This is a genomic window from Pseudomonas sp. M20, from assembly GCF_045037865.1.
In the GTDB taxonomy this organism is placed as follows: domain Bacteria; phylum Pseudomonadota; class Gammaproteobacteria; order Pseudomonadales; family Pseudomonadaceae; genus Aquipseudomonas.
Genome location: NZ_CP173611.1, coordinates 1,769,471 through 1,793,029, shown reverse-complemented (window position 1 = coordinate 1,793,029; position 23,559 = coordinate 1,769,471). Strand labels below are relative to the sequence as shown.

The following is a 23,559-nucleotide window of genomic DNA, read 5'->3' as shown; positions in this document are numbered from 1 at the left end:
GTATGTAAGTTGCAGCGGGGCCGGGTACGCTGCCCCGCAGCCAAAACGCGGTTACGGGCGCCGGGAAGGCCCGGGCATGGGTGGAAGAATGCCCGGACGTTCCGACTCATCGGCCAGGCTGCGCAGATCGTTGATCTCTCGACGAGTCAACTCGACCACCTTCTGCACGCGCTGGGTATCAATCGCCTTGCTCACTTCAATCAGCTCCAGATTGTATTGATCGGTATCGATTTCCCCGGCTGACCGAAGATCCTCAAGTTCGCTCAAACGTTGATGGCGTTGCTCGGTGACGGCGGTGCTGATCGCGTTCATGTCTTGCGGGTGACGCGTTTGCAGATATTCGTTCCAGTAATCGCGCGACGCCATGCTCACCAGCAGTGCGTCGGTTTGCTCCGCCTCCAGAATCGACGCCCGGGCTTGCACCAGCATGTCATCACTGATCGGCGTGCCGTAAAGCATGTACGCCGGTTGGCCGGGCAGATCCAGACCATCGCCCCAGCCACTGGTCAGACCGATCCGGTAACGCAAGCGTATTTCCGCGCGATCATGGCCCTGCCCTGCGGCTTCGGCGAGAATCTCTACCCGTTCCAGACGAAACAACTGTCGGGACAACCTCAACAGCGCCCGTCCCCTGACCAACACTCGATTCGGTGGAATATCGCGCAGGGCCTGATACACCGCTACATGCACTTCGAGTTCACTGAACGTCAGAATGCGTCCATCAGTGCAGGTGCCGTGGGTTTCAGCGTTCTGGAACAGCAACTCCCGCAGTTCGGTGTTTTCGCTCGCGGCATCCATGACACCCCAAACCCTGCGCGTCAGATCGGCCTGCGCCAGTCGGTAATCGCGGGTATCGCGCAACAGTCGAATCAACTGGAAAAACCGTTCATGGTCCGGCTCGTGCGCCAATTGCGTCCAGCGCACTCTTCGCGCTTCGGCCAATGCCGGTGAAGCCCCTTCGAGCCAGGGATTCAGTGCCCTCGGCGAGACATCATTGGCCGGATCCAAAATGCTTTCGGCAGGCAGCACGGCTGCATGGGGGTCAAACCCAGTGGCATGGCCACCTTCACCGCCTGCGGCGCCTTCGTTTACTTCCCCGGCATGTTCGGCGACAGGGTTGACGTCGGCGCCAAAAAGCTGAGCGCGAATCATCTCGTCAATGTTTGCGCGTGAAATGCCTATAACGTGAGAGGCCGCATGCACGCGGCTGTAGTACCTGAGCCGCTGCAGTGCGGAGAGTGTCAGGTCATGGTTTGCGGACAAATCAGTGCCTGCAACCAGCCGCGCGTGATTGCCATCGAAAAGAGACTCGGGAAGTCGCGTGATGTTGTTGCTGCGCAAGTCGAGTCGGCGCAGGTATCGGCTCTGCAAAACGCCGGCGGGCCAATCGTTCAATGCGTTGTAGCGCAGGTCCAGGGTTTCGAGGGTGCCGAAATCTGGCGGGTTGAAGGACTGCAGCGTGTTGTAGCCCAGATCGAGTCTGCGCAGACGATTGCGGCCGAGCAAAGGGTAAACACTCGTGGCGCTGGAGAGGTTGCAGTGCTGCATTTCCAGTTGTTGCAATTCAGGCAGGTGCAGCACCGCGCCTGGAACGCTGGTCAGGTCATTGCCACTGATGATCAATGTACTGAGGTCGGGAAATGCCCGCAGAAAATCGTTCGAGCCTTGTGCGGTCATTCGCACACCGCGCAGATTCAATGTCGTCACCCTTGCCAGCGGCGCATTCAGGGGCGGCAGATCGCCGGTCTGCAACCCTTGCAACCTGAGCTCCAGGCCTTCGCCAGCGGGGCCTCGCGTCTGCCCCTCAAGCCAGGCTTCACAGATACGCAATGCTGCGAGCGAGCGACTTTGCGCCGATATGTGCGTCCTGACAATGCGTACTTCCCGGGTATACAGCCAGTCATTCAACGGGCGAATCAGTGCCTCACTGGTTTGATGCCATTGGCTTATTTGCGCGTCTATCTGCGCATCGCTTTGCCCCGCTGCACGCAGCCTGCGCAATGCCAGCCGGGCGCGCTCAGGGGTCATGCTGGGGGTCAGTCGCTGCAAGTGCGCCAGTCTCCCCGCCTCGTCCGGGATCAAGGCGCCCCGCTCAGGCAGGGGTAGCAACAGGTGCGCCAGGGACGTCCCCGTTTCCGTCGGCGGAAACTGCGCGGGCACAGGCTCTGCGGCGAATCGCGCCAGTGTGCCTTGCCCCAGCCCTTTGGCTGCTTCGATGCGGCGCAATGCCGTGTTCAGCGCGGTCTCACCTTCAGCGCTGAAAGCGTTGCCTGTCAGATTGACTTTCAACAGCGCATCGGGATCAGACAGTACCTGGGCCGAGAGCGAGGCGATTTGATTGTCACGCAAGTCGAGCCAGGACAACTGCGGCAGGCTTTCGGCCCCTGTGGGCCAGGATTGCAGCTGCGTCGATCTGAGGTTCAGCGCCTGCAGCCCGGTCATCGCGCTGACATCCAGATGGTGCAACGGGTTCTGCCCCAGATTGAGCTTCTCGATGCGCTGCAACGCATTGAATTGCGCTTGCACTGGCGGTGTGACGACGAGCTGATTACTGGACACGTCGAGTTCGGTCAACGCCGGCAGCTCCTCGGCGGCGAACGGCAATTCGGAGAACGCATTGCCACTGATATCGAGGACTTCGGCACCGCTGAAAGCCCTGATAAATCCGCGGGCCTGTGCGACGGGAATATCCAGCAAGCTCAGACGCAACGTGTGAACGTGGGGGAAACTGCCCGCCGGCAATGGCGGCAGCGTAAGGATTTTCTCGACCGATGCCGATCCTCCGAGGTCGGGTCCCGACTCAGGCAGGGCAAACGTGGAAAGGTCTGCCGCCACGCCGTAACGCTGACGAAGCGCGCCATTCCAGTTGTTCTTGAGGGCCCTCAAGATGCCGGCGCTGCGTCCCGTCGCCCATTGCCACCGGAGCGCGGGGTTGCGCGGTCCACCCTGCTGGGACGGGGCGTAGAACTGGGCAAAGATTTCATCGTGTTCGGCCCTGACCTGATCAATCGCCATCAGTCTCGCTTCGGGCGTTGTCCAGACCTCATTGAATCGCTGCGGCAGCGGATCGCTGAAGTTCGGCATCAGCGCCATGAAGTCCAGTTCTGCGTGGCAATACTCGCTCACCATTTGATTCAGATCGACCAGATGACCGAAGGCGCCTGAGGCGTTTTTGATGTATTCGAAGGTGCGCATGAACGCCGCCCGGTTCAGTTTCGACCAGTCCAGCGACAGCCCGGCCCAGAGCCGTTCGTGTCCGCTGTAGAGGGAATCGGGCAATGTGTCTATCGAGGTGTGTGTCAAATCCAGACGTTCAAGCTGTCCAAGTCGCTCGACGAATTCCGGCCATTGCCGCATAGCGTAGGGAGCGTTGATTCGCAGCGTGCGCAAACCACTCAATCCCGACAGGTCCAGCGTATGCAGGGTGGTCGAGTCGAATCCCGAATAGTCGATGCGCAGCGCCTGCAGAGACGTCAGCGCACCGAGCCTGCGCGCAAAACTCTCCGCCAGAGCAGGCGCATGGGTCGAGAACCGCAGATGGGTCAGCCCGGACAACCGGCTGACCGACTCGGGCAATGAGGTCAGTGGTTGAGGCCTGACGGACAGTTGGCCGTAGCTGTGCCCCCGATCTCCCAGGGTCAGCCAGGTGACATTGGGGAACAGTTCCAGGAGCGCATCAGCATCGGCGTCGGTGATGCCGTTGCCCATCACCGAAAGCTCGCGCACATGGGGAAAACGGCTGGTGATCACCGGTAAAGGCGTCTCACAAACCAGCGACAGCCGCGTCGCCTCGGCGTAGTGCTCCGCCAGCGGGCCATTGCGCCAAGCCTCCCTGAGCGCTTGGGAAAGTTGCCCGCGATGCTGTCCTTCCTGGCTGTTTGTCGGGCTGTCCTGCCATCGCTCCAGTGTGGCGTTGAGCACCTCCCAGTCCTGCCGACGCTTGCCCAGTTCGGTGAAAATCTGTCTGTCGGTCTGACCCCGCTGCTGACGCAGAAATGCCTCGGCCTGTTGCGGGTTTGGGTACAGCTCCGTGACGCTCGCTACGATGGAAGCATGCAGGTTCGTGCCACGCCCGCTCGCGTAGTAGCCCTTCAGCGTCGCGCTGATTCGTACCGGAGGCTTGTACCATTTGGGTTGCGGCGCCAACAGTTGTGCGGCCTCACGACGATGAATATGGGCGTATTCGATGATTTTCGCTTGTAGTTCACGGCTGCGACTGACGTCGGGCAAACCGATCGCCGAACGTGCGTCATCCGGCAGCGCATGCATGAGCGAGCGGTAGAAGTTGTCGCCCGGGCCGGAGGTAAAATTGAGCATTTCCCCGCGCTCATTGAATGCCCGATAAAAAGCCCCGTTCTTGACCAGGTAGCTTTTTTCGGGCGCGGTGTGTTCACCGATGCTGTCGAGCAGTGCGCCGCGGATGCTGCCTTCGCGAACTTCCAGACGCAGCGTAGACGGCCAGCCCGGCAGTTGCTGCAAGGCGTGCAAGGCCAGTCGTCGACTGTCCGCCGTGGCCAGGTTGGCACTGCGCAACCCGGCGAAGGCGCGTGTCTGGCGTCCCTGACGGGCATGCCAGCGAGCCTCTTCGAGCATCTTCAAGGGCGAACGCCGCGTATGATCGAGACGGGCCAGCTCAGCCGCTGTGGCATGATCCAGCACATCCTGCGCAGCCGCATCGCTGAGGCCGGGACACTCGCCCTGCAGAATGCGCACGCGCGCATTGGCCGGGTCAGTGCCCGCGTAGAGGCTGGCAAAGATCTCTGGCTGGCGCGTATCGGCAAACTCGGCCAGTTGCTGCCGGAATGCGTCAGTCCTCGCTGAAGCCGTTCGCGCGGCGTCCCTGCCGAGCAAATAGTTGATTTCGATTTCGTCCAGTGCCGCCAGAATCCGCGCCGGCATTTCCCCGTTCAACACCTGGGCCCGATTGAGCTGGATGACCGGTCTGGTGAGAGTGCCAGGCAGCTGTTTCCCGGCGCCATACTGGATGGACGGCCCCGACAGCTCGACACCTTCGAACACTTCCAGCACCCGCCCACGCGGCCAGCGTGGCATCTCGGTGACCAACGCAAGCGCGAACAGGTAGCGCTCATCAATTCGCGCCGTCCCCCGCAGTTGCTCGATTACCTGCCCTGCCGCCGCGTCCGCCTTGAACAGACGCAAGGCGTCGCGCCATTCGGGCGGTGGTGGCAAATGGTCCATGTGCATCTTGCGCAAGGTGCTGTCACTGAGGTCGCTGATCTCGGCCAGCATCAGCAACGTCTCATCCGAGAGGCCGTCGGTTGTATGGCCCATGCGCCGCAGGAGCGTCAGGGTGTCCCAGGACATGGGGCGTTCCAGCGTGTGGCGCCAGGCACCCTGACCGTTGTGTTCAAGCACAGGCTGGTAAGCATCGGGGTCAGTGGGATGCCGAAGGCGCCATTGCGACGTCGCTGGATCAAGAATCTGCTCGTAAACCTTGCCCCCGAGGCGGATGCAGGTTTTGCCATCGACCTGGTGCTGCCCCAGAGCATTCGGTCCGGTCGACTCGCTCAGCGTGACAGCCTGCTCATAGCCGCGCAGATCGGCATTCCACAAGCGTGTTTCGCCGTTGGGCAATGTCACTGGGTGCAGATTTTCGATCACCGGCTCCGGCTTGACGGCAGCAAGGCGGTTGAACACCGCGCCCGCACCGACCATCGCGCCGATCAGCGCAAGGTTTTCTGCCACATCCACCAGATGCGCCCTCGCCGCGTGCTTGTCCCCTTCGCTCCACTCCTTCACGCCCTCGAAGGTCTCGTATAACAGTTGCCCGGCCATGATCACCATCATGACCTCGCCCAGCACCGGAACGAACATCGACACCATATTCAGCGCCAGCAGCCCGACTTGCAGCAGGGCCGCCAGTTTGGCATCGCGGGTCTTGATGTTGACGTCGGCAGTCGGCACCGCATGGCTGCGGGCATCCGCCAGCACCCGGTCACGATGCTGTTCATAAAGATAGACCCACAGGTCGGTGTTGTCGGCCCAGGGGTCATTGCCCTCGTGAAGCATCAGCGAGGCGCCGAGGTAAGGGTCAGGGTCCGGCTGCATTTTCGTGCGCTTGGGTGGCAGTTCCCGAATCTCGATAAACGGAAAAGCCGGGGTGATGACCTCGATGATCCGGCGCCACGGCGACCACAGCACATCCGCAGGTGCGTCGTCTGCTTCCTTGACGAACTGGCTGAAGTAATAGGGCCGTTTGTCATAAGGCATGAACTGGCTGAAAAACCGTTGGTAAGGCGTCGGCTCGGCGCTCTGTGCCTGTCGTGCATCGCGGGCGGTAAACAGGCGCTTGAACGTGTCGTTGACTTGCTTGCCGGTGTAGCGCTTGAGCGGATGTTCAGGATCATTGGGCACATAGAGAATCACCGCCTCGAACGAACGACGCTTTTCAGCAATCGTGAAGACGACGCAGCCGACCAGTCTTTCCCGCATCAGCCCCAAGTCACGAAACCAGACCGGTTTCCCTCCCACTCTGGGGCGTTTTTCACCCTTGATGACCGAGAGGATCATTGCGTGATCTTCCGGCTCGATATCCTTGGCCAGCAATGCTCGTTCGGCGGCGGCCCTCAGGGCGGCTTTCTGGCTGGCAATGAAATGCTCGCGCAAGGTCGTTTCAGTCGCCGTGTCCTCCGGGTGGAAAAACGACTTGAGATATGCCTGGTATTTCGCCCCGATGTCGAGATCTCTGCACAGGCTCAGAAAGCCTCTGACCGACACGTTAACGGGCACTGACGTGTAAGTGCCGGGGGTTGCGGTTTCCACGATAAACCCGGAACTGCGGTGAAAGGCACCGTACTCGCATTCCCGACTTTCGAAGTTGTGCAGCGCAGCCTGCAGCATCGGCAACTTCAAGACTTCGAAAGAACCGATTTCCACCGCAAGAACCCCCATGGACAAAGGGCGCTTCAGGCATATAAAGGTCTTGTCGACGTCGACATCGACCTGATGCCGGCTTTTCAACGCCTCAATCAGTAAAGGCCGGGCAAAGGCGTCGATGTCTTTGAACGTGGACATGGTTTTGTCCAGTTGAATCTGCGCCGTGACACTGTCCTTGAAACGGGCATCGAGATGCTGCCGTTGTTGCACCGACGCACTCGTGTACCAGCCCGGTCTGGTCGTCCCGGCGCGTTTGATCGCGGCTTTTCTCGGGCCGCTGGCATCGATCAGCCATTGCGGCACAGAGGCTTCAAGGAACTGCGCATGAAGACTGTCCGTGGCCAGAGGTTTGCTCGGCGCATCGACCTGGGAAGTAAGGGAATTGGGGGACATAGATCGCTCCTGTAAATGGAGCGACAGGACACCATCTCAGTCCCTCGGTACTGCGATACATAGTTATAGCGGCCACGGAACAGTTGTAACGACTCATCTGGTCGAGAAAAGTCAGGCACTGCCGGCCGCGTTGACTATGCTTTAAGGCACGATTTCGAAGGGGGATTTATGGACGATCCAGTCGACAACAAACCACCGACCTTCTGGCAGATGCTGCACAGCGTGATGGCAGCGGCGTTCGGAGTGCAGAGCGGCAAGAACCGGGCAAGGGACTTCACCCATGGCAAGCCCAGCCATTTCGTGATGCTGGGCATTCTGTTCACCGCGGTGTTTGCATTGACGCTGTTTGCCATCGTCAAACTGGTGCTGCATTTCGCCGGTGTCTGACGCGGTCAGCGCATCAGCGTTTGCAAGGTAAACGGATAGCGATAGGACTCCGGCTGCCCCTTGGCCGAGAGCTTGCGGAAATTCACCCCGTAGTCCGGCGACGCGCCCATGGCCAGCATTTGCCGGGCATGCGCTTTGTCGATCAATTGCAACAAGGGAATCTGCCGGTCACGGCCGCCGTAGCGATTCAAATCGACGCCCTGCTCAACGTCATGCAACTCGACCAGCGCCCAACCGCCCAGGGTGAAGTGTCCGCCGACCAATGCGCTCAGGCGCCCGTCAACCAACGCCTGCAAGGCCGCCGGTGAGGTATTGATCGCACTGAACAAGGCATCTTTGCCGGGGACTTTGCCCGTTTCGGCGTACGCGCGCATCGCGCCGAAGGCCATTTCATCATTGGCCGACCACACCAGCGACACCTTCGGGTAGCGGGCGAACAGCTGTTTGGCCTGTTCATAAGCGCGTTCCTGCATCCAGCCGCTGTACACCAGTTGCCGCAGGCGGATCTGTGGATGTTCGGCCAGCGCCCGCTGCATGCCGCGTTCGCGCAACTGCGCCGAGGGCGTGACCTTCAGGCCGGAGAACGCCAACACTTCAATCGGCTCAGCGTTTGTCGACGACGGATGCAGACGGATCAGTTCCTTCATCATCAAGTAACCGCCCTCCTCGTCGTTCGGCACCAGGCTGCCGATGCGGTCGGCACGCTCACCGACCAACGCCTGCTGGTCCGGGGTCAGCGCGGCGTTGACCATAAACAGTTTTACGCCACTGTTCTCGGCCAGACGCAGGATTTGCGGCGCGACGTATTGCTCGTTGACGAAAATCAGATACTCGGGACGATTCGGCCTCTGCAACGCAAGGCGCGCCTGAGCCAGGGTCAGTTCGGGCTGGCGCTGGGAATAGAGAATCTGCAGATCGATACCCAGATCCTCGGCGGCCGCCTGCATGAATTGCGAATAACTGACCCAGAAGGCTTCCTGCGTCGAACCCGGGTTTAAAAACAGCACAGACTCCGCCCGCGCGCTGGTCTGAAACAGCGCGCCGAACAACAGAAGACTGAGGTGGAAAAACTTGAACATGAAACATCCGGGCCCAAGGAAAAATGGCCGCGCATTATAGCCATCCATCCCCGGCTATTGATGCCTGATCCCACTTTTTGTCCGACAATTCGTCGGGCACGGGCTCGGACGGGTCGTTTACTGATGGCTGACCCAGAATACCGCTGTCCCTACTACGAGAATGATCAGGAACAGAATGGCCCACGCATCGACACTGCTGTCGCTTTTTCTTGCCTTGGTCGGGTTGCTCATTGCATCGCCTCTTGTCGGTTTTATCGGTGATTGCAGAAAGACTCGACCACAGTTAAGACGATGATTGTCGGCACGACAAATGTGGGTTAGTTGACAGCCATTCTCGTTAGGCGATTTGGTTCTTTACATATACTCAAACATCACTTTTGCGCATAACTGCAAACGGGTATATTGCCCCGGCTCCTCTAGGGAGTGCGCGGCCGTGCGCGCAGAATTGCAGAGGCAAAATCGGACTCCAGCACGCGAAAACGCAGCGTTTTCCGAGTAGCCCAAAGCCTGAGAACAGGACTTATATGTACGTATATGACGAGTACGATCAGCGGATCATCGAGGACCGCGTCAAGCAGTTCCGTGATCAGACCCGACGCTATCTGGCAGGTGAGCTGAGCGAAGAAGAATTCCGCCCCCTGCGCCTGCAAAATGGCCTGTACATCCAGCGCTTCGCGCCGATGTTGCGGGTGGCGGTGCCTTACGGCCAGCTGACTTCGCGTCAGACGCGGATGATGGCCAAGATTGCCCGCGACTACGACAAGGGCTACGCCCACATCAGTACGCGGCAGAACGTGCAGTTCAACTGGCCGGCGGTGGAAGACATCCCGGACATTCTGGCTGAACTGGCCACCGTGCAGATGCACGCGATCCAGACCAGCGGTAACTGCCTGCGCAACGTCACCACCGACCAGTTCGCCGGTGTCGCGGCCGACGAAGTGATCGATCCGCGCCCATGGTGCGAGATCGTCCGTCAGTGGACCACGTTCCACCCGGAATTCGCTTACCTGCCACGCAAGTTCAAAATCGCCGTCAACGGTTCGACCGCTGACCGCGCCGCCATTGAAGTCCACGACATCGGCCTTGAGCCGGTGCACAACGCCGCTGGCGAACTGGGTTTCCGTGTCTTGGTCGGCGGTGGCCTTGGCCGTACCCCGGTAGTCGGCGCGTTCATCAACGAGTTCCTGCCATGGCAGGACCTGTTGAGCTACCTCGACGCCATCCTGCGCGTATACAACCGCTACGGCCGTCGCGACAACAAATACAAGGCGCGGATCAAGATCCTCGTCAAAGCCCTCACGCCGGAAGTGTTCGCGCAGAAAGTCGATGCGGAAATGGAACACCTGCGCGGTGGCCAGACCACATTGACCGACGCTGAGCTGCAGCGTGTGGCCAAGCACTTCGTCGATCCGGACTACAAGGCGCTGGACAACCAGACCGCGCAATTGGCCGATCTCGACAAGGAACATCCGGGTTTCGCCCGCTGGCGCACCCGCAACACTCTGGCGCACAAGAAGCCGGGTTATGTGGCCGTGACCCTGTCGCTGAAGCCGACCGGCGTTGCCCCGGGCGACATCACCGACAAGCAGCTCGATGCCGTCGCCGATCTGGCCGACCGCTACAGCTTCGGCCAACTGCGCACCTCGCACGAACAGAACATCATTCTCGCCGACGTCGAGCAAAGCCAGCTGTTTACCCTGTGGGGCGAACTGCGTGAAGGCGGTTTCGCCACGCCGAACATCGGCTTGCTGACCGACATCATCTGCTGCCCTGGCGGTGACTTCTGCTCGCTGGCCAACGCCAAGTCGATCCCGATTGCCGAATCGATCCAGCGCCGCTTCGACGACCTCGATTACCTGTTCGACATCGGCGAGCTGGATCTGAATATCTCCGGTTGCATGAACGCCTGCGGTCACCACCATGTCGGCCACATCGGTATCCTTGGCGTCGACAAGAAAGGCGAAGAGTTCTATCAGGTCTCCCTCGGCGGCAGCGCCAGCCGTGATGCGAGCCTGGGCAAGATCCTCGGCCCATCCTTCGCTCAGGAAGCCATGCCTGACGTGATCTCGAAGCTGATCGACGTGTACGTTGAACAACGTACCGAAGACGAGCGCTTCATCGACACCTACCAGCGTATTGGCATCGACCTCTTCAAGGAACGCGTCTATGCAGCGAATCATTAAAAACAACGAGGTCGTCGACGAAACCTGGCACTTGCTGCCCAAGGATTTCAACATCGACGAGATCAGCAACTGCGACGATCTGATCGTGCCACTGCAACTGTGGCGCGAACACAGCCGCATGCTCAAGGCCCGCGACGGTGGTCTGGGCATCTGGCTGGATGCCGACGAAGAAGCCGAAGAAATCGGTGAAGACGTCGCCGAGTTTCAGGTGATTGCGCTGAATTTCCCGGCGTTCACCGACGGCCGCAACTATTCCAACGCCCGTCTGCTGCGTGACCGTTACGGTTTCAAAGGCGAACTGCGGGCGATTGGCGATGTACTGCGCGATCAGCTGTTTTATATGCATCGCTGCGGTTTCGACGCCTTTGCCATTCGCGCGGACAAAGACCCGTACGAAGCGCTGGAAGGCCTCAAGGACTTCTCGGTGACCTATCAGGCCGCCACTGACGAGCCGCTGCCGCTGTTCCGTCGCCGCTAAGTCTTCAGGTTTAGCGCGGACAAAAAAACGCCGGTCATGTGACCGGCGTTTTTTTATGCCTGCTCGTGTTACCAGAAGCGCTGCTGAGTCAGACGACTCCACCAGCTCAGCAGTACGCGGTCGACCGAGCCGCTGGCGGCCATGCCGATACGCTCCTGTAAGCTTTTGCGCTCGGCGTAGTGCAGGTGATAGACCTCGGCTTTTTTTGCCCGGTCCGCCAGGTATTCATCACTGGTCTTCAGTTCATCAACCAGTTGTTTATCCAGCGCCGCGACGCCGAGCCAGACTTCACCGGTGGCGACATCGTCAATCGCCAGTTGCGGGCGATAACGGGCGACGAAGTTCTTGAACAGTTGATGAGTGATGTCGAGGTCTTCCTGGAACTTCTCCCGGCCCTTTTCGGTGTTTTCGCCGAACACCGTCAGAGTGCGTTTGTATTCGCCAGCCGTCAGCACTTCGAAGTCGATATCGTGCTTCTTCAGCAAGCGATTGACGTTAGGCAACTGCGCCACAACACCGATCGAACCGAGGATCGCGAACGGCGCACTGATGATCTTCTCGCCGATGCACGCCATCATGTAGCCGCCGCTGGCCGCGACCTTGTCGATGCAAACGGTCAACGGCACACCGGCCTCGCGAATACGCGCCAGTTGCGACGACGCCAGGCCGTAGCTGTGGACCATGCCGCCGCCACTTTCCAGACGCAGGACCACTTCGTCCTTGGCTGTAGCGAGGGTCAGCAGCGCGGTGATTTCATGGCGCAGGCTTTCGGTGGCCGAGGCCTTGATGTCGCCGTCGAAATCCAGCACGAACACACGAGGTTTGGCCTCGGGCTTGTTCTTCTGCTTCTTCTCGCTTTTCTCGGACTTGGCTTCGCCCTTGCGCAAAGCCTTGAGCTGATCCTTGTCGAGCAAGGTCTGCTCCAGGCGCTCACGCAGGCCCTTGTAGAAATCATTGAGCTTGCTGACCTGCAACTGACCGGCCGACTTGCGCCGGCCCTTGCTGCGCAATGCGGCAAAACTGGCGAGCACCACCAGAATGGCGATCACCAGAGTGACGGTCTTGGCCAGGAAGCTGGCGTATTCGGTGAAAAACTCCACAGAGACTCCTTAGAACAGTGCGTGGATGTGAAACACACGCGGGATGGCTCCAGCATACCCATGCGCCGGCTCATCGGCCAGCCGTGAAACCTCTGGCAACACCCCTGTAACGGGCATTTCAAACAAGCGTATGTTTTTTCATTGACAGCTCCCCGCCATCCTCATAACCTCGCCAAACCTTCAACGTACCGGGATGACGCGGACGTGGGCAGTATCTACTTGATTCGACATGGCCAGGCCTCCTTTGGTGCAGACGACTATGACGTCCTGTCGCCGACCGGTGTGCGCCAGGCAGAAATCCTCGGTCAGCACCTCGCTGAACTGGGTATCAGCTTCGATCGCTGCCTCGCCGGTGACCTGCGTCGCCAACAGCACACGGCCACCAGCGCGCTGGCGCAGTACGCCGCCAAAGGCCTGCCGGTGCCGACGCTGGAAACCGATTCTGCGTTCAACGAATTCGATGCCGACGCGGTCATTCGCGCGCTGCTCCCGGACATGCTGGCAGACGAGCCGGAAGCCCTCGACATCCTGCGCAACGCCGCGCAGAACCGTGGCGAATTCCAACGCATTTTCGCCCTGATCATCGAGCGCTGGCTGGCCGGCACTTACGACACACCGGGGCTGGAAAGCTGGCTGGGTTTCGTCGAACGCGTCCAGGCCGGGCTGCACCGCATTCTTGATCTGGCCGATAAAAACCAGAAAATCGCCGTGTTCACCTCCGGCGGCACCATCACCGCCCTGCTCCACCTCATTACGCAAATGCCTGCCAGACAGGCCTTTGAATTGAACTGGCAAATCGTCAACACCTCGCTCAACCAGCTGAAGTTCCGCGGTCGCGAGGTGGCTTTGGCCTCCTTCAACAGTCATGCACATTTGCAGTTGTTGAAGGCTCCGGAACTCATCACTTTCCGTTGAGTCCGGTTAACTGTGAACCTTGCTGTAATCAACCTCATAAGGATCGAACCATGACCTCCGTAGCCGATGCCGTAAAAGCAATGCAAGCCAAGTTCAACCCAGCCGCTGCTGCCGGTCTGGATCTGGTTTTCGGTTTCAACATCACCGACGAAGACAAGCAGTACTCGCTGATTGTCAAAGACGGCACCTGCGACATCCAGGAAGGCGAAAACCCGGACGCCAACTGCACGCTGGTACTGGATAGCGAAACCCTGAAAGGTATCGTCAGCGGCGAAACCGACGGCATGCAGGCTTTCATGGGCGGCAAGCTGCGCGTTGAAGGCGACATGATGCTGTCGATGAAACTGTCCGAGCTGTTCCCGGCGTAATAGCGACGTTCAGTGACACAAGAATCCCGCCCCCAGTGGCGGGATTTTTGCGTTTCGGCCCTGTAGGAGCTGCGGCACGCTGCGATCTTTTGATCTGTTTTTTTTAGAACGCAAAGTCAAAAGATCGCAGCCTCGTTTCACTCGACAGTTCCTACAGGGTTACCCAGTGAACGAAGCCGCCAGCAACTCTCGGGTATACGGATGCTGCGCCGCATCAAACAGCGCATTCGTCTCGCCACGCTCCACCACCTCGCCGTCCTTCATCACAATCAAGTCATGCGCCAACGCGCGCACCACCGCCAGATCGTGGCTGATAAACAGGTAAGTCAGGCCGTGTTCTGCCTGCAAACGCCGCAACAACGCGACGATCTGCTTTTGCACCGTGCGATCCAGCGCCGAGGTCGGCTCATCCAGCAGGATCAAGTCAGGCTTGAGCACCAGCGCCCGGGCAATGGCGATGCGTTGGCGCTGACCACCGGAAAACTCGTGGGGATAACGATGGCGAGTAGCCGGATCAAGACCGACTTCGCGCAGCACATCAATCACCGCCCTCTCGCGCTCGCTGGCGTTCAAATCGCTGTGCACCTGTAGACCTTCGGCGATGATCTGCTCCACGCACAGGCGCGGACTGAGGCTGCCGAACGGATCCTGAAACACCACTTGCAGGCGTTTTCGCAGCGGCCGGAGTTGTTTGCCGCTCAAGTGCTCCAGCGCCTCGCCTTGAAAGCGAATACTGCCTCGGGCATCGAGCAAACGCAGAATCGCCTGGCCCAGCGTCGATTTTCCGGAACCGGACTCGCCGACGATCCCCAGGGTTTTGCCGCGCTGGAGATTCAAGTCAATGCCGTTCACCGCGTGCAACCAGGATTTCGCGCGCAGCCATCCGCCGCCCAAACGGAAGCGCACATTGAGATCACGCACCTCCAGCAAATCCTCAGCGGGTTCCCGGCACAATGCCTCGCCACCCGGCTCGGCGTTGAGCAACTCGACGCTATAAGGATGCTGCGGCGCGCTGAACAACTGTTCGCACGACGCCTGTTCGACAATCACCCCGCCACGCATCACCGCCACCCGCTGAGCGATATTGCGCACCAGATTCAGGTCGTGGCTGATGATCAGCAACGCCATGCCCAGCCGCTCCTGCAGTTCTTTGAGCAGCAACAGAATCTTGCGTTGCACGGTTACGTCCAGCGCTGTAGTCGGTTCGTCGGCAATCAGTAACTGCGGCTCGCAGGCCAGCGCCATGGCGATCATCACCCGTTGCCGTTGTCCGCCCGACAGCTGATGTGGATAGGCCTTGAGCCGTTCGCGCGGGCGTTGAATGCCGACCAGTTCGAGCAACTGCAGAATCCGTTGGCGCGCCGCCGCGCCGGCCAGACCTTTGTGCAGGGCGAGGCTTTCACCCAGTTGTCGCTCAATCGTGTGCAAAGGGTTCAGCGAGCTCATCGGCTCCTGAAAAATCATCGCGATGCGGTTGCCGCGCAATTGCCGCAAGTAGCGTTCATGCACGCCGAGCAGCTCCTCGCCGGCATAACGGATGCTGCCGTCGATCCGCGCGATGGCCGGGTCCAGCAATTGCAGAATGCTGTGCGCCGTCACCGATTTGCCGGAGCCGGATTCCCCAACCAGCGCCACGCACTCCCCGGGACGAATATCGAGGTCGATGCCGTGCACCACAGATTGGCCATTGAAGGCGACACGCAGGTCGCGTATTTCGATCAGATGTTCAGGCATATCAAGTCCTCGGATCAAACGCATCGCGGCAGGCTTCGCCGATGAATACCAGTAGCGAAAGAATCAGCGCCAAAGCAAAGAACGCGGTCAAACCGAGCCACGGCGCTTGCAGGTTGCTCTTGCCCTGGCCGATCAACTCACCCAGCGAAGCGCTGCCGGCCGGCATGCCGAAACCGAGAAAATCCAGCGCCGACAAGGTCGCGATCGCTCCGGTGAGAATGAACGGCAGATAAGTCAGCGTCGCGCTCATGGCATTGGGCAGGATGTGCCGAAAGATCACTTGCGCATCGCCAACCCCCAGTGCCCGGGCGGCTTTCACGTACTCCAGACCGCGACTGCGCAGGAACTCGGCCCGCACCACATCGACCAGGCTCAACCAGGAAAACAGCGCCATGATCCCCAGCAACCACCAGAAATTCGGCTCGACAAACCCGGACAGAATGATCAGCAGGTACAACACCGGCAGTCCCGACCAGACCTCCAGCACGCGCTGACCGATCAGGTCGACCCAACCGCCGTAGTAACCCTGCAATGCGCCGGCGGCGATGCCGATCAGCGCACTCGCCGCCGTCAGCGCCAAGGCAAACAGCAGCGAAACGCGCGTGCCGAAAATCACCCGTGCCAGCACGTCGCGTGCCTGATCATCGGTGCCCAGCCAGTTGTCGCCACTGGGCGGACTCGGTGCCGGCTCCGTGAGGTCGTAATTGACCGTGTCGAAAGCGAACGGAATCGGCGCAAACCACAGCCGCCCGCCCTGCCCCTCGATCAACTGCCGCACCTGCGCGCTGCGATAGTCCGGTTGAAACGGCAACTCGCCGCCGAAGTCCTGCTCGGTGTAGCGCTTGAACGCCGGGAAATACCAGTCGCCCTGATACGTCACCAGCAGCGGTTTGTCATTGGCTACCAACTCACCGCCGAGGCTCGTGCCAAACAACAAGAGAAACAGCCACAGCGACCACCAGCCGCGCCGATGTGCCTTGAAGCGCGCCCAGCGGCGCTGGCCGATTGGAGATAACGTCAGCATCAGGCAGCCCTCGCGGTGAAGTCGATGCGCGGGTCGACCAGTGTGTAGCAAAGGTCGCCGAGCAGTTTTATCAGCAGGCCGAACAAGGTGAAGATGAACAGCGAACCGAACACCACCGGATAGTCGCGCGCCACCGCCGCTTCATAACTGAGGCGGCCGAGGCCATCCAGCGAGAAGATCACTTCGATCAGCAGCGAACCGCCGAAGAACACCGTCACCAATGCTTGCGGCAATCCGGCGACGACCAGCAGCATCGCATTGCGAAACACATGGCCGTACAACACCTGTTTTTCACTCAGGCCCTTGGCGCGCGCCGTCACCACATACAGGCGCGAGATCTCGTTGAGAAAGCTGTTCTTGGTCAGGATGGTCAATGTGGCAAAACCGCCAATGACCAAGGCGATCACCGGCAGCACCAAGTGCCAGAAATAGTCGGCCACCTTGCCCCATGGTGACAGTTCGGCGAAGTTGTCCGAGACCAGCCCGCGCACCGGAAACCAGTCCAGCGCCATGCCACCGGCAAACACCACGATCAGCAGCAGCGCAAAGAGAAATCCCGGCAGCGCATAACCGATGATGATCGCCACGCTGCTCCAGACATCGAACGCCGAGCCGTTGTGCACCGCTTTGCGAATGCCCAGCGGAATCGACACCAGATAGGTGATCAGTGTCGCCCACAGGCCCAGCGACAAGGTCACCGGCAGTTTCTGCCAGATCAATTCGGTGACGCTGGCACCGCGAAAGAAACTCTGGCCAAAGTCCAGTTGCGCATACCTTTTGAGCATCAGCCACAAGCGCTCGCTGGCCGGTTTATCGAAGCCGTACTGGCGCTCGATATCGGCCACCAGTTTCGGGTCCAGCCCTCGGGTCGCGCGGGACTCACCTCCAACGGTTTCGACATGGCTGGAACCCACCGCCGCGCCCACGCCAATCCCCTGCAAGCGCGCGATGGCCTGCTCGACCGGGCCACCGGGCGCGGCTTGCACGATAACGAAATTGACCAGCAGGATCGCCAGCAACGTCGGCACGATCAGCAGCAGGCGGCGCAGGCTATAACCCCACATGGCTGTACTCCTTGGGCTTCTGAGTTGTGGTCAGTGCGGTCGGGCTGATTTCCCACCAGGTGTCGAGGCCAGCGTCGTATAACGGCGCAATCGCCGGTCGGCCGAAGCGGTTCCACCACACCGTGGAAATCCCCGGCGGGTAATAGTTGGGCACCCAGTAATAGCCCCACTGCAACACCCGATCCAGCGCATGAGCATGACGCAGCAGACTCTGGCGATTGTCGGCCTGCACCAGCCCTTCGAGCAGTGCATCGACGGCCGGATCGCGCAACACCATGTAATTGTTCGAGCCGGGATCAGCGGCACCGTCGGAGCCAAAGTAATTGAACATCTCGCGCCCCGGTGCCTGACTCACCGGGTAACCGGCAACGATCATGTCGTAGTCGCGATTGCGCACGCGGTTGGTGTATTGCGCGGCGTCGACCTGGCGGATATCGAAGCCGATGCCGATCTGCGCCAGGTTGCGTTTGAACGGCAATAACAGCCGTTCGAAACCTTTCTGGCCATTGAGAAACGTGAAGTGCAGAGGCTCGCCATTCGCGTTCACCAACTGATCGCCCTGAGGTTTCCAGCCAGCGGCCTCCAGCAGTTTCAGTGCCTGCAATTGTTCGGCGCGGATGTTGCCACTGCCGTCGGTTTTCGGTGCTTCAAACACCGTGGTAAACACTTCCTCGGGAATCTGCCCGCGCAACGGCTCAAGAATCTTCAGCTCTTCGGCATCCGGCAATGCAGTAGCCGCCAGTGCGCTGTGCGAGAAGAAGCTGCGCTGACGCAGGTACATGCTGCGCATCATCTGCCGGTTGCTCCATTCGAAATCCCAAAGCATGGCGATCGCCTGACGCACGCGACGATCCTGAAACAGTGGTTTTTGCAGGTTGAACACAAAACCCTGCGCACCTTGCGCAGCACCGGGCGCGAGGTGCTCACGGAGCAATTTGCCTTGCTCGAGTGCAGCGCCCGCGTAGCCGATGGTGAAACTGGTGGCGGAGAACTCGCGGTTGTAATCGAAGCCGCCGGCCTTGAGCACCTGCCGCGACACGTCGGTGTCGGCGAAGAACTCCACGCTCAGTTGATCGAAGTTGTAGAGGCCGCGCGTGATCGGCAGGTCCTTGGCCCACCAGTCCTGCACCCGTTGAAATTGCACGCTACGCCCGGCATCCACCGCGCTGATGCGGTACGGGCCGCTGCCCGGCGGAATCTCGAAACCGCCGCCCTCGGCGAAGTCCCGCGTACGCCACCAATGTTCGGGCAGCACCGGCAGTGTCGCCAGGTCCAGCGGCAAGGTGCGGCTGTCGTTGTTCTTGAAGAGAAAGCGCACCTGCGTCGGCGACTCGACGACGACCTCGGCGACATCGCGAAACTGCTGGCGGTATTTGAGACTGCCCTGAGTGGTGAACAGGTTGAAGGTGTAGCGCACGTCTTCGGCGGTGATCGGCGTGCCATCGTCGAAACGCGCCTTCGGGTTCAGGTAGAAGCGTATCCAGCGACGATCCGGATCCAGCTCCATCTGCTGCGCCACCAGACCGTAGACGCTATAGGGTTCGTCCTTGCTGCGATAGGCCAGTGGCGCGTAGAGCCAGCCATCGATATCGGCCACGCCGGTGCCTTTGTCGGTGTAGGGAATCAGGTGGTCGAACGGGCCGCTTTCCAGCGAAGAACGGCGCAGGCTGCCGCCCTTCGGCGCGTCGGGGTTGGCGTAGGCCAGATGCTGGAAATCGGGAGCGTATTTGGCGGGTTCGCCGTAAACCGTTAACGCCGGTTGCGGGGCGGCCCAACTGAGCGGTGTTAGAAGCGCGAAAGCGCTGAATAAAATGAGCCTTGAGAACATGGGCAGATCCTTTTACACGGTGCTGCTACTGGCCTCTTCGCGAGCAGGCTCACTCCTACCGGGACTGCGGTGAACACAAATCCAATGTAGAAGTGAGCCTGCTCGCGATAACGCCGGGCCAGTCACCACACATCCTGCCTACCTGTGATGTGCAACAGGCCGGCGATTTTTATAGGGCGTGCTTTAGATCAATAGGTGACTAAAACCCGCCATCTCTGAGCATTTTCAAAACTTGTAACTGACCCGCGTGTACAGCGTCCGCCCGAACGGATCGCCATATTTCGGGTCGTAGCCGCTCTGGAACGTGTAGGTCTGGTTGCTGAACGGCGGTTCGCGGTCGAACAGGTTTTTTGCGCCGAGGGTCACGCTCAGGGTCTTGCGCCAGGTGTAGGTGCCGGCCAGATCCCAGACGTTGTACGAGCCGACGTAATCGTGGGTGTCGCGATCGGAGTCGTGGTAACCGCTGGTGTAGCGGTTGGTGAGCGCGGCGCCGAACGGGCCGTAATTCCAGCTGCCAGTCAGGCTGTGGCGCCAGCGCGCCACGGCACCCGCCGACGCAAAATCACCGCCACGGAAATCGCCGAGCTTGTCGATGTAGTCGCCCTTGAGCTGTTGCTGGTAGTCATAACGAGTGACGTAGGTGCCTTGCAGGCCGATGCCGAAGTTGCCGTACGGTGTGCTCGGCAAACGGTAATCGAAGCTGACGTCGACGCCATTGGTCTTGATCTTGCCGAGGTTGGCCAGCCCGGTGACGATGTGATCGATGGAGCCATCCGCCTTGCGCACCAAACGATCCGGGTACAGCTCAGGATTCTCGAACACCGCCGATTCGGGGAACTCGGCGATCTGGTTGGCGATGTCGATCCACCAGAAATCCAGCCCGGCGCTCAGGCGCTCGAACGGCTGATAGACAAACCCGAGGGTGACGTTGCGCGCGGTTTCCGGGCTCAGGTCAGTATTGCCGCCGCTGGTGCGATTGAACTGCTGCGCGCAATCGCGGTTGGCGATGCCGCCATTGCTCGGATTACCGCCCGCGCACAAACGCGGGTCGTTGTAGTTGGCGTTGGTGAAACTGCTGAACGTCGGGTTGTACAGCTCATACAGCGACGGCGCGCGAAACCCTTCGCTGTAAGCGCCGCGCACCACCAGTTCCTTGAACGGCTGGAAGCGGAACGAGTATTTCGGGTTGGTGGTGCTGCCGAAGTCGCTGTACTTGTCGTGGCGTACGGCGGCGGACAGTTCGAGGCTGTCGAGCACCGGCACGTTGACCTCGGCGTATTCGGCCGAGACGCTGCGATCCCCGGCCACGCTGCCGTTGGGATCAACACCGAGGCTTTGCACGTCGCCGGCAAATGCGGCGAAATCCTGATGGAAGTCTTCCTTGCGATACTCGCCGCCCAGTGCCAATGCTGAAGGGCCGGCGCCGAACCAGTCGCCGATTTCACGACTGATGCGCCCGTCGATGGCCTTCACCCGCCCTACCGCCGTAGCGTAATCACCGTCCACCACGTTGGCCGCCAACAGCGCCGAACCGGCAGCCGTCTGCGGGCCGAACGGGTTTATCACACCGTTGGCAATGCCGGCGCTGACCGCACGATCGTTGACGTAGCCGTCCTGAATGCTGTTGATCACTTTGTTCTGGTTGTACGAAGCGCCGAGGTTGTAATCCCAGCCGGCGAGCGTGCCATCGAAACTCAAGAGCAAGCGCTGACTGGTGTTGTCGTCCTCATGCTGCCGCGCACCGACGGCGGTTTCACGCCAGTTGACGTCAACCGCTTGCGTCGGGTCGAGGGCGAAGCCGTTCGGCCCTGGCGTGATGCCGTTACCCGGATAGAACGCCGTGCCGGGATTGACCTGATTGCCCATCAATGTGCCGGGGCCGATTTGCGTGCGGTTTTCGTTGCGTGCCCAAAAGTATTCGAGGCTGACGTTGTGCTCGTCCGACAGCTTGCCGGTGGCTTTGGCGAAGGCCGAGGTCTTCTCCGTTTCCGGCACCAGATCGAGGTAGTTCCACAGGCTCTGCCGGCAGATGCCGTTGCGTACGAGCAAACCCGGGGCGTTGCAGCCAGAACCGGCCAAAGGGTTGGTGGCATTGCTGCCCTGACTCCAGTTGGCCGGCGAAGCGGTGCCGGAGGTGTAATCAAGTCCGCGGTTGGGCTGATAGTTATAGGTGTAGCCGCGATCCTCAGCAGCCAGGCGTTGCTGCTTGTCGTAACTGACCACGCCGAACACGTTGAAGCGATCCTCCAGCAAATCACCGAAACCCCAACTGCCGCTGAAGTTGCGGCTTTCACCACCACCGGAGTGCGTCGGCGTGTCGTAGTTGGTGCTGATCTGCCCTTCGGTGAGGCTGGTCTTGGTGATGAAGTTGATCACCCCGCCAATCGCATCGGTGCCGTACAGCGCCGAGGCGCCATCGCGCAGCACCTCCACACGATCGATGGCCGCGAACGGGATGGTGTTGAGGTCGACACCGGAGCCGTTGATCGCATTGGTGGCGTTGTTACTCAGGCGCCGACCATTGAGAAGCACCAAGGTTTTGTTGGCGCCGATGCCGCGCAGATCCGCATAAGACGCACCGCCACTGCTCGAGCCCACCGAACGCCCGGAGCCAACCGAAGACTGGTTGGCGGAAATGCGACTGACCAGCTCCTCCGTGGTAGTAACACCCTGCTCGCGCAACTCTTCGACGCGCAGGATGGTGACCGGTACAGCAGTTTCTGCATCGACACGGCGGATTGCCGTACCCGTGACTTCGACACGCTGCAGTTGAGTGGTCGGTTCGGTTGCCGTGCTATCGGCGGCGATCGCCGGCAGTGTGTTGATTGCCAGCAGCAAGGCCAGGCTCAAAGGTGATTTGACGGGTGAAAACTGAATCATGAACAGCCATCCCTGCGTTTTGGTTTATGCAGGGATGTGCGATGACGAATCAGGATTTATAGAGGCCGATTTAGACTGTTGGGTGCTGAGGTTATGCAAAAAAATCCATGCCTCGATATCAACCCGATGCCATCTCCCTCAGCAACCTTGTATCCAGGCCAAAACGTTCTTGAGAAACCATTTTGAACTGCCCCTGTGCCAGGTCGCAGCTCACCAGCAGATTCCACGAGTGGCGGGTTGCCGCCGAGGGGATCAGGACAAACGGATGCTCATCCAGTAAAGCGTCGGCAAACCGCTGTTGATTGGGCGACGGCCAAGCGGGACTCAACCAGTAAGGATTCGGAACCTCTTCGGGCTGAACGACTTTGACCCGTGCATCGCCGATGACCTCAAAGCACGTCAGCACATAAGGTTCTCTGTCCAGTACATCGAAACTATTATTGGCGGCCACCTCCAGAATGGCCGAGGACGGGTCGACAGATGCATAGACGACTCGCCGGCCAGGCGCATTCCATCGACCGCCCTTCAGTTTTGGACCCATCCCGCTGTCCCACGTATCTCCGTAGGCCTCCTGATCCAGGCGCCAGCCATACCAGTGTCCTTCCCAGGGCAAGGGATTCATGGGTAACCCCCGTACAGGAGCCGACACAAGTATTGCTCGACCATCTGGAAGCCCAGTGGATGACGGGTCAATTCCAACGGTACGTAGCCGTTCAGGTAAGGGGTGGACTTCTGCATCCATATTTCCGCCTGTGGCAGCCCCCCGAACGCCCGAGTGGCCATCTCCAGCACCAGCGCATATTGGTAGGCGACGACACTCTGTTGCGAGTCAAGCCGCACCGATTTGCCTTCCTTCAACAGCCGCTGCACGGTTCTGACAGATTTGCCGGTGATGCGTTTGACCATGTCCTCGCACAGGTACATTTCGGAAGTTGAAAGCATGTTGACGACGTCGCTCAGCTCAAAGCCCTCCTCGGTAAGGCGGACAATCAGCATGGCGTCGTCACCGAGGTCCTGGCCATGCACGAGCAAATCGACAGGCTTGCCCGCGACCTTCTTCAGCCCCGTCAGCCGGGGCACTTTTGCTGTGGGCATCGCGACATCCTCCATGGGGCATCTGGCGCGATCGTCGATCCAGAAGTTGCGCAGGGAATAAACAGAGGTTTCATGCTCGATGTGTGGGGTACGCATAATCGATCCTTTATCTGGGAGCCTGAGCGTTCAAGCCA

The 23,559-nt window shown here is 60.0% G+C and carries 15 protein-coding genes; 5 read left to right on the top strand and 10 right to left on the bottom strand.

What is annotated here, in order from left to right; translation table 11 throughout:
• Positions 1 to 51: 51 nt before the first annotated feature.
• Positions 52 to 7,290, bottom strand: a complete 7,239-nt coding sequence (locus ACI514_RS08135) for an NEL-type E3 ubiquitin ligase domain-containing protein (protein ID WP_405123487.1) — start codon at positions 7,288 to 7,290, stop codon at positions 52 to 54.
• Between the two features lie 168 nt (positions 7,291 to 7,458).
• Between ACI514_RS08135 and ACI514_RS08130 the strand changes: the two genes are divergently transcribed.
• Entirely contained in the window at positions 7,459 to 7,677 is a 219-nt protein-coding gene (locus ACI514_RS08130; RefSeq protein ID WP_016983294.1) for a DUF2970 domain-containing protein, read from the top strand.
• A gap of 5 nt (positions 7,678 to 7,682) precedes the next feature.
• On the opposite strand, the gene ACI514_RS08125 is transcribed toward ACI514_RS08130, so the two are convergent.
• Positions 7,683 to 8,756: an ABC transporter substrate-binding protein gene (locus ACI514_RS08125; protein ID WP_405123486.1), complete on the bottom strand. Its 1,074-nt coding sequence runs from the start codon at positions 8,754 to 8,756 to the stop codon at positions 7,683 to 7,685.
• A 524-nt stretch (positions 8,757 to 9,280) separates the two neighbouring features.
• Between ACI514_RS08125 and ACI514_RS08120 the strand changes: the two genes are divergently transcribed.
• Together ACI514_RS08120 and ACI514_RS08115 are read left to right on the top strand one after the other, a co-directional pair.
• Positions 9,281 to 10,939 carry a nitrite/sulfite reductase gene (locus ACI514_RS08120; protein WP_034152311.1) on the top strand — a complete coding sequence of 553 codons (1,659 nt, stop codon included), beginning with the start codon at positions 9,281 to 9,283 and terminating at the stop codon, positions 10,937 to 10,939.
• The gene (locus tag ACI514_RS08115) at positions 10,923 to 11,417 is read left to right on the top strand and encodes a DUF934 domain-containing protein (RefSeq protein ID WP_160058279.1); all 495 of its coding nucleotides are present in this window, start codon (positions 10,923 to 10,925) and stop codon (positions 11,415 to 11,417) included. The genes ACI514_RS08120 and ACI514_RS08115 overlap by 17 nt, the downstream gene beginning before the upstream one ends.
• Positions 11,418 to 11,485: 68 nt before the next feature.
• On the opposite strand, the gene sohB is transcribed toward ACI514_RS08115, so the two are convergent.
• Entirely contained in the window at positions 11,486 to 12,517 is a 1,032-nt protein-coding gene (gene sohB, locus ACI514_RS08110; protein WP_160058281.1) for a protease SohB, read from the bottom strand.
• A gap of 204 nt (positions 12,518 to 12,721) precedes the next feature.
• On the opposite strand from sohB, the gene ACI514_RS08105 reads away from it, so the two are divergent.
• Both ACI514_RS08105 and ACI514_RS08100 read left to right on the top strand, forming a co-directional pair.
• Positions 12,722 to 13,432: a histidine phosphatase family protein gene (locus ACI514_RS08105; RefSeq protein WP_160058282.1), complete on the top strand. Its 711-nt coding sequence runs from the start codon at positions 12,722 to 12,724 to the stop codon at positions 13,430 to 13,432.
• 50 nt (positions 13,433 to 13,482) lie between these two features.
• A complete protein-coding gene (locus tag ACI514_RS08100) occupies positions 13,483 to 13,800 on the top strand; it encodes an SCP2 sterol-binding domain-containing protein (RefSeq protein WP_053120860.1) in 318 nt (105 codons plus the stop codon).
• Positions 13,801 to 13,959: 159 nt separating this feature from the next.
• Here ACI514_RS08100 and ACI514_RS08095 read toward each other — a convergent pair whose 3' ends face one another.
• The 7 genes from ACI514_RS08095 to ACI514_RS08065 form a co-directional block, all read right to left on the bottom strand.
• Complete coding sequence (locus ACI514_RS08095; RefSeq protein WP_405123485.1) at positions 13,960 to 15,534, bottom strand: ABC transporter ATP-binding protein; 1,575 nt, start codon at positions 15,532 to 15,534, stop codon at positions 13,960 to 13,962.
• A gap of 1 nt (position 15,535) precedes the next feature.
• Positions 15,536 to 16,558 carry an ABC transporter permease gene (locus ACI514_RS08090; protein WP_405123484.1) on the bottom strand — a complete coding sequence of 341 codons (1,023 nt, stop codon included), beginning with the start codon at positions 16,556 to 16,558 and terminating at the stop codon, positions 15,536 to 15,538.
• Complete coding sequence (locus tag ACI514_RS08085) at positions 16,558 to 17,622, bottom strand: microcin C ABC transporter permease YejB (RefSeq protein WP_160058288.1); 1,065 nt, start codon at positions 17,620 to 17,622, stop codon at positions 16,558 to 16,560. Before ACI514_RS08085 ends, ACI514_RS08090 begins: the two co-directional genes overlap by 1 nt.
• Entirely contained in the window at positions 17,609 to 19,450 is a 1,842-nt protein-coding gene (locus ACI514_RS08080) for an extracellular solute-binding protein (RefSeq protein ID WP_405123483.1), read from the bottom strand. Before ACI514_RS08080 ends, ACI514_RS08085 begins: the two co-directional genes overlap by 14 nt.
• Before the next feature lie 225 nt (positions 19,451 to 19,675).
• Positions 19,676 to 22,330, bottom strand: a complete 2,655-nt coding sequence (locus ACI514_RS08075; protein ID WP_405123482.1) for a TonB-dependent receptor — start codon at positions 22,328 to 22,330, stop codon at positions 19,676 to 19,678.
• A 118-nt stretch (positions 22,331 to 22,448) separates the two neighbouring features.
• Complete coding sequence (locus ACI514_RS08070) at positions 22,449 to 22,952, bottom strand: RES family NAD+ phosphorylase (protein WP_160058294.1); 504 nt, start codon at positions 22,950 to 22,952, stop codon at positions 22,449 to 22,451.
• Positions 22,949 to 23,425 carry an antitoxin Xre/MbcA/ParS toxin-binding domain-containing protein gene (locus tag ACI514_RS08065; RefSeq protein ID WP_174244514.1) on the bottom strand — a complete coding sequence of 159 codons (477 nt, stop codon included), beginning with the start codon at positions 23,423 to 23,425 and terminating at the stop codon, positions 22,949 to 22,951. Before ACI514_RS08065 ends, ACI514_RS08070 begins: the two co-directional genes overlap by 4 nt.
• Between the last annotated feature and the right edge of the window lie 134 nt (positions 23,426 to 23,559).

Excerpts from the sequence above, each read along its gene's own strand:
- ACI514_RS08135 (WP_405123487.1), bottom strand. The coding sequence starts at position 7,290 with ATGTCCCCCAATTCCCTTACTTCCCAGGTCGATGCGCCGAGCAAACCT.
- ACI514_RS08090 (WP_405123484.1), bottom strand. The coding sequence starts at position 16,558 with ATGCTGACGTTATCTCCAATCGGCCAGCGCCGCTGGGCGCGCTTCAAG.
- ACI514_RS08070 (WP_160058294.1), bottom strand. The coding sequence starts at position 22,952 with ATGAATCCCTTGCCCTGGGAAGGACACTGGTATGGCTGGCGCCTGGAT.
- ACI514_RS08120 (WP_034152311.1), top strand. The coding sequence starts at position 9,281 with ATGTACGTATATGACGAGTACGATCAGCGGATCATCGAGGACCGCGTC.
- ACI514_RS08125 (WP_405123486.1), bottom strand. The coding sequence starts at position 8,756 with ATGTTCAAGTTTTTCCACCTCAGTCTTCTGTTGTTCGGCGCGCTGTTT.
- ACI514_RS08080 (WP_405123483.1), bottom strand. The coding sequence starts at position 19,450 with ATGTTCTCAAGGCTCATTTTATTCAGCGCTTTCGCGCTTCTAACACCG.
- ACI514_RS08065 (WP_174244514.1), bottom strand. The coding sequence starts at position 23,425 with ATGCCCACAGCAAAAGTGCCCCGGCTGACGGGGCTGAAGAAGGTCGCG.
- ACI514_RS08075 (WP_405123482.1), bottom strand. The coding sequence starts at position 22,330 with ATGATTCAGTTTTCACCCGTCAAATCACCTTTGAGCCTGGCCTTGCTG.
- ACI514_RS08095 (WP_405123485.1), bottom strand. The coding sequence starts at position 15,534 with ATGCCTGAACATCTGATCGAAATACGCGACCTGCGTGTCGCCTTCAAT.
- ACI514_RS08085 (WP_160058288.1), bottom strand. The coding sequence starts at position 17,622 with ATGTGGGGTTATAGCCTGCGCCGCCTGCTGCTGATCGTGCCGACGTTG.
- ACI514_RS08100 (WP_053120860.1), top strand. The coding sequence starts at position 13,483 with ATGACCTCCGTAGCCGATGCCGTAAAAGCAATGCAAGCCAAGTTCAAC.
- ACI514_RS08115 (WP_160058279.1), top strand. The coding sequence starts at position 10,923 with ATGCAGCGAATCATTAAAAACAACGAGGTCGTCGACGAAACCTGGCAC.
- ACI514_RS08130 (WP_016983294.1), top strand. The coding sequence starts at position 7,459 with ATGGACGATCCAGTCGACAACAAACCACCGACCTTCTGGCAGATGCTG.